The sequence below is a fragment of the Candidatus Poribacteria bacterium genome (assembly GCA_021295715.1).
Taxonomy (GTDB): domain Bacteria; phylum Poribacteria; class WGA-4E; order WGA-4E; family WGA-3G; genus WGA-3G.
Genome location: JAGWBV010000153.1, coordinates 1 through 4,736 on the forward strand (window position 1 = coordinate 1; position 4,736 = coordinate 4,736).

Below are 4,736 nucleotides of genomic sequence, written 5' to 3' on the forward strand. Positions count from 1 at the left end.
CGACCGGTTCCATGACAGTCCTCTTCAGCCTAAGCTCATCATTTGTGCAGATGATGTTGTCGAACGCACAACCGAGGCAAAAACACGTTTCGGATTTGAACGCACTACCACCGATTTTCGACACGTCATAGATGACGCAGACATACAGGTCGTCAACATCGCTGCTCCCAACAGCATGCACCTTGAGATCGTCGAGGCAGCGACTGCCGCAGGAAAACACGTATTCTGCGAAAAACCCGTCGGACGGAATCCAACTGAAACGAAAACAATCTATGCTGCCGCACAGCGGGCAGACGTAATTACCTGCGTCGGCTATAACTACAGATGGGCACCCGTCGTCCAATACGCACATCAACTGATTTCAGAGAGAAAACTCGGCACCTTAACGCACTATCGTGGCAGATTTTTTGCGGGTTACGCGAGTCATCCAAGCGCAGTCCTTTCATGGCGTTTTCAGAAAGAAATCGCTGGATTGGGAACGCTGGGCGATCTACTCTCCCATGTCATCGATATGGCACACTTCATTGTCGGCGGTATCGACAGCGTCGTCTCACAACAGGATGTAGCAACAGCGGGAACTGGTACACACTTCAGCCTCGGTGCAGATGGCGAAACGGATGCCGTCACGAACGAAGACTATGTCGGGGCATTAGTACGATTTGAGAACGGTGTCAGAGGTTCACTGGAGGCGTGCAGAGTTATCACCGGACCAAAGTGCGAAATGGCGTTTGAGGTACACGGTACAGACGGTGCCTTGCGCTGGAACTTCGAGCAAATGAACGAACTCGAGGTGTACCTACCCGCCGAGGACGGTTTCCCCGATGGATACACTCGCGTGCTAAGCGGTCCGAGCCACCCATTCCATAGTTATTTCAATCCAGGTCCCGCGGTCGGATTGGGCTACGACGATCTGAAAACAATTGAGGCATACCAGTTTTTGCAAGCCATTCACACAGGAAAACTGGGAAATCCTCGGAAGTCACGCGATCACGATCATCGTGATGGCGTGCTTCCGCCAAGTTTCCGAGAAGCCGCCGCAGTCGCCGATGTGCAAACTGCTATCCAAACCTCATGGGAGGAGGATCGGTGGATCTCCGTTTAAAAATGAAACACATACTACACTCCGTTACCGAGGTTTCTAACCTCAACACTCACACACCAAGTCCCGCTGGCGAGGTTTCTAACCTCACCTCTTATATGCTGATCTTCTGCTGCTCTCTACTTTTCTCCTTTAACACCGTTGCACAACCCTTGCCCCAATTCACCGACATCACACACGAAGCAGGCATCGACTTCGTCCATAACACGGGTGCCTTTGGCGAGAAATACCTCCCTGAAACCATGGGATCAGGATGCGCCTTCATCGACTATAACACCGACGGTTGGCAGGACATTCTACTCGTCAACGGAAAGGATTGGGAAGGCGCGCCAACTCAGAAGCGGCAAACGATGGCACTCTACCGAAACGATCGAGACGGCACCTTCACTGATGTCACCGAAACCGCAGGTCTCGCTACACCGATTTACGGTATGGGTGTCGCCGTCGCCGATTACGACAACGACGGTGATCCAGACATCTACATCAGCACCCTTGAAACCGATCGGCTCTTCCAAAACAAAGGTGATGGCACTTATGTTGACGTTACAGAAGTCGCCGGTGTTCACAACCCCGGTTTCGGCACAAGCTGCGCATGGTTCGATTACAACAAGGACGGGTACCTCGATCTCTACGTCGCCAATTACGTCGAATGGACCAGAGAGAACGATCTGTTCTGCACCCTCGACGGCATCAATAAATCCTACTGCACTCCTGAATCCTACACAGGTCAGTCCAGTAAACTTTTCAGAAATCGCGGCGACGGCACATTTGCCGATGTCTCCCGTATCGCACGGATTGAGGACAACACGAGCAAATCACTCGGTGTTTGTATCTTCGACTACAATACCGATGGCTTACCTGACATCTTTGAGGCGAACGACACGCAACCCAATAAACTCTACCAAAACAACGGCGACGGCACCTTCATCGAAAGCGGAATGCTCGCTGGAATTGCCTATAACGAAAGCGGTGTCGCAACCGGCGCGATGGGTATTGATGCCGCAGATTACGATCGTAGCGGCAAAGAGAGCCTCGTTATCGGCAACTTCTCCAACGAGATGCTCAATCTTTATCACAACGAAGGCGACTTTTTCATCGACGATGCCCCTGTCGCGCATATCGGAAATGCAACCTTACTGACACTCACCTTCGCATGCTTCTTCTTCGACTTCGATCTCGACGGTAACCTCGACATCTTCACCGCTAACGGACACGTTGAAACCGACATCAACGCCATCCAGACCCAAGTCACCTACGCGCAACCTCCGCATCTATTTCACAACGACTCCCAAGGCAAATTCACCGATGCAATTCATAAAGTCGGCGTGGATTTGGCACAACCGATGGTTGGAAGAGGTGGAGCCTATGGCGATATCGACAACGACGGCGATTGGGACCTGCTCGTTACAACCTCCAACGGACCCGCCCATCTCTTCCGAAACGACGGTGGAAACCGCAAGGCGTGGATTAAGATCCAACCCGTCGGGCAAACAAGCAACCGCGACGGCATCGGCGCGCAGATCCGCATAACCTCCGCTCTCGGAACACAGACGCACACAGTCAAGAGTGGCTCCAGTTACTGCTCACAGAGCGAACTCACCGCCATCTTCGGCATAAACGACGATACCCTTATCGAAACAATCGAAGTGAAGTGGCCCAACGGTGCCGTCAGCACACGCAAAAATGTCAAACCCAACCAACAGATTCGCATTGAGGAATTTTAATCTTACCTTAACGTCCTACAGAAACAGTTCCTTTCCGTGCTATTCCGTTCTTCTGTAGGAAGGAACTCCGATTCCCGACAATATTGGCTTTCAGCTATCAGTTGTAGATATGGCCCACCTCCAATCCAAACAGGTTATGGTCAAATCGAGAAACAAGTAGCCACTTTGGTGGACAATGGGACACAAACGCCCATCTCCGCTGGCGAGGTTTCTAACCTCGCCTTTTACATCACAACAACTCATTCCAACCCCACTTTAGTGCCAAATTGTCAAAAAACGGTTTTTGACAATTCACACTTTTTGTGGTATACTTTAAATTCCCTTTTTGAGTAGAATACGTTAAGTATATTTCGCTGTCACCGCAATTTATTCGTCTGCAAATTACTGGAGTTTAACATCCCACAATTTGAAACATCTCAATTGATAGTTTTACAACGAATTGATTAGTTGATTCGTGGGGATACAAACCATGGCTAAATCTGTCAAAGCACTCATTACGCCGGAAGTTCTCAAGTGGGCGCGTGAAAGACGTATGAAGTTAGAGATCGACTACACGGCAAAAAAATTAAAGATAAATCCAGAACGCCTTGAGGCATGGGAAAATGGGACAGAGCAACCCACCTTTGCGCAGTTAAAGAAAATCGCCAAACTCTATAAAACTCATATCTCGATTTTCTATCTATCGGAACCGCCTATTGATTTCCAACCGCTTACAGATTATCGGGTATTGCCTGAACACCTCGCGACTAATGAGGAGCAAATCTATAGATTAAATGCCAATATCATTGAAGCGTATGAAAGGCGTGAGACCCTCATTGAACTCTATGAATTGCTGGAGGAACAACCACCTCAAGTAACATTGAAGGTTGATATACGTGAAGACCCGCAATTGGCAGCGAGAAAAATAACAGAATTTCTTGAGTTAAAAAAAGAAGAACTACAACAAGCCAACGACTGGTACGCCGCCCTTAAATTTTGGAAGCATACCATTGAAAAAAAAGGAATTCTTGTCTGCCATACCTCTGTAAACACACATCTTTCCATCAACTTAAAAACCGCACGTGGATTTTGCATTGCACAGAAACCGCTACCGGTAATTGTGATAAACCCAAAAGATAACCCTTATGGTCGTATTTTTACACTCATCCACGAGTTGGTTCATATTGCACTCGGTGAAAGTGTTATCCAGAATACGGGTTTTGAAGAAACGCCTCCGTCCAACCTGGATCCAATTGAGATTTTCTGCAACCAGGTAGCTGGCGAGGTTTTAGTTCCCGAAAATGAATTGTTAGAGATAGTAAATTTGGAGATGTTTAAAGAGGAACTACCCAGAGCCTCTAAGTTCTTTCATGTAAGCTCTGAAGTTATCATGCGTAGATTGTTGACACTTGGAAAAATTACGCAACGTAACTACCAGGCGTATAGAAACCATCAATTGGAAAAGTATAGAGGTATCCCAGCACGAACAGGTGGAGCTGCCCCTTACTATAATCGGCTTCTTAATACCTCCGGTGAGTACTTCGCACGAACTGCTTTTACGGCTTATTATGAGCAGAAAATCACACGTGCCGAATTAGCTTCCGTTCTTTCCAATTGTGACACAAAACATCTTGCTAAAATTGAGAGCACTATTTTCGTATGAATTCATTGCTTACCCATGATCAGATAATTTACAGTCTTGACACGAGCGCGCTAATTGCCGCCTTTCATGAACGATACCCAATCGAAAACTTCCCTTCTTTGTGGGATAAAATTGAGGAACTGATAAAACACGGTCGGCTGAAAATGTCGCAAATTGTTTTCGATGAAGCAATGAGAGATACAGATATAAAACAATGGTGCGATGAGTATCAATTAAAGCCAGACTTTCAAGTACCAATCGATGAATTAGTACAGGAGCAAGTCAGCGAAGT

4 protein-coding genes are annotated in these 4,736 nt (G+C 47.6%); all 4 read left to right on the forward strand.

Features of this window, described 5'->3' with window-relative positions:
- Positions 1–1,102, forward strand: a 1,102-nt coding sequence (locus J4G07_22135) for a Gfo/Idh/MocA family oxidoreductase (protein MCE2416685.1), incomplete at its 5' end; no start/stop codon positions are given.
- Positions 1,103–1,104: 2 nt separating this feature from the next.
- Entirely contained in the window at positions 1,105–2,823 is a 1,719-nt protein-coding gene (locus J4G07_22140) for a CRTAC1 family protein (protein ID MCE2416686.1), read from the forward strand.
- A 469-nt stretch (positions 2,824–3,292) separates the two neighbouring features.
- Positions 3,293–4,465 carry an ImmA/IrrE family metallo-endopeptidase gene (locus J4G07_22145; GenBank protein MCE2416687.1) on the forward strand — a complete coding sequence of 391 codons (1,173 nt, stop codon included), beginning with the start codon at positions 3,293–3,295 and terminating at the stop codon, positions 4,463–4,465.
- Positions 4,462–4,736 (forward strand): DUF4411 family protein (locus J4G07_22150; protein MCE2416688.1); only part of this gene is annotated, 275 nt, incomplete at its 3' end. The genes J4G07_22145 and J4G07_22150, both read left to right, overlap by 4 nt.

What these genes read in the sequence shown, in the direction of transcription:
- J4G07_22140 (MCE2416686.1), top strand. Translation starts at nt 1,105, where the DNA reads ATGAAACACATACTACACTCCGTTACCGAGGTTTCTAACCTCAACACT.
- J4G07_22145 (MCE2416687.1), top strand. Translation starts at nt 3,293, where the DNA reads ATGGCTAAATCTGTCAAAGCACTCATTACGCCGGAAGTTCTCAAGTGG.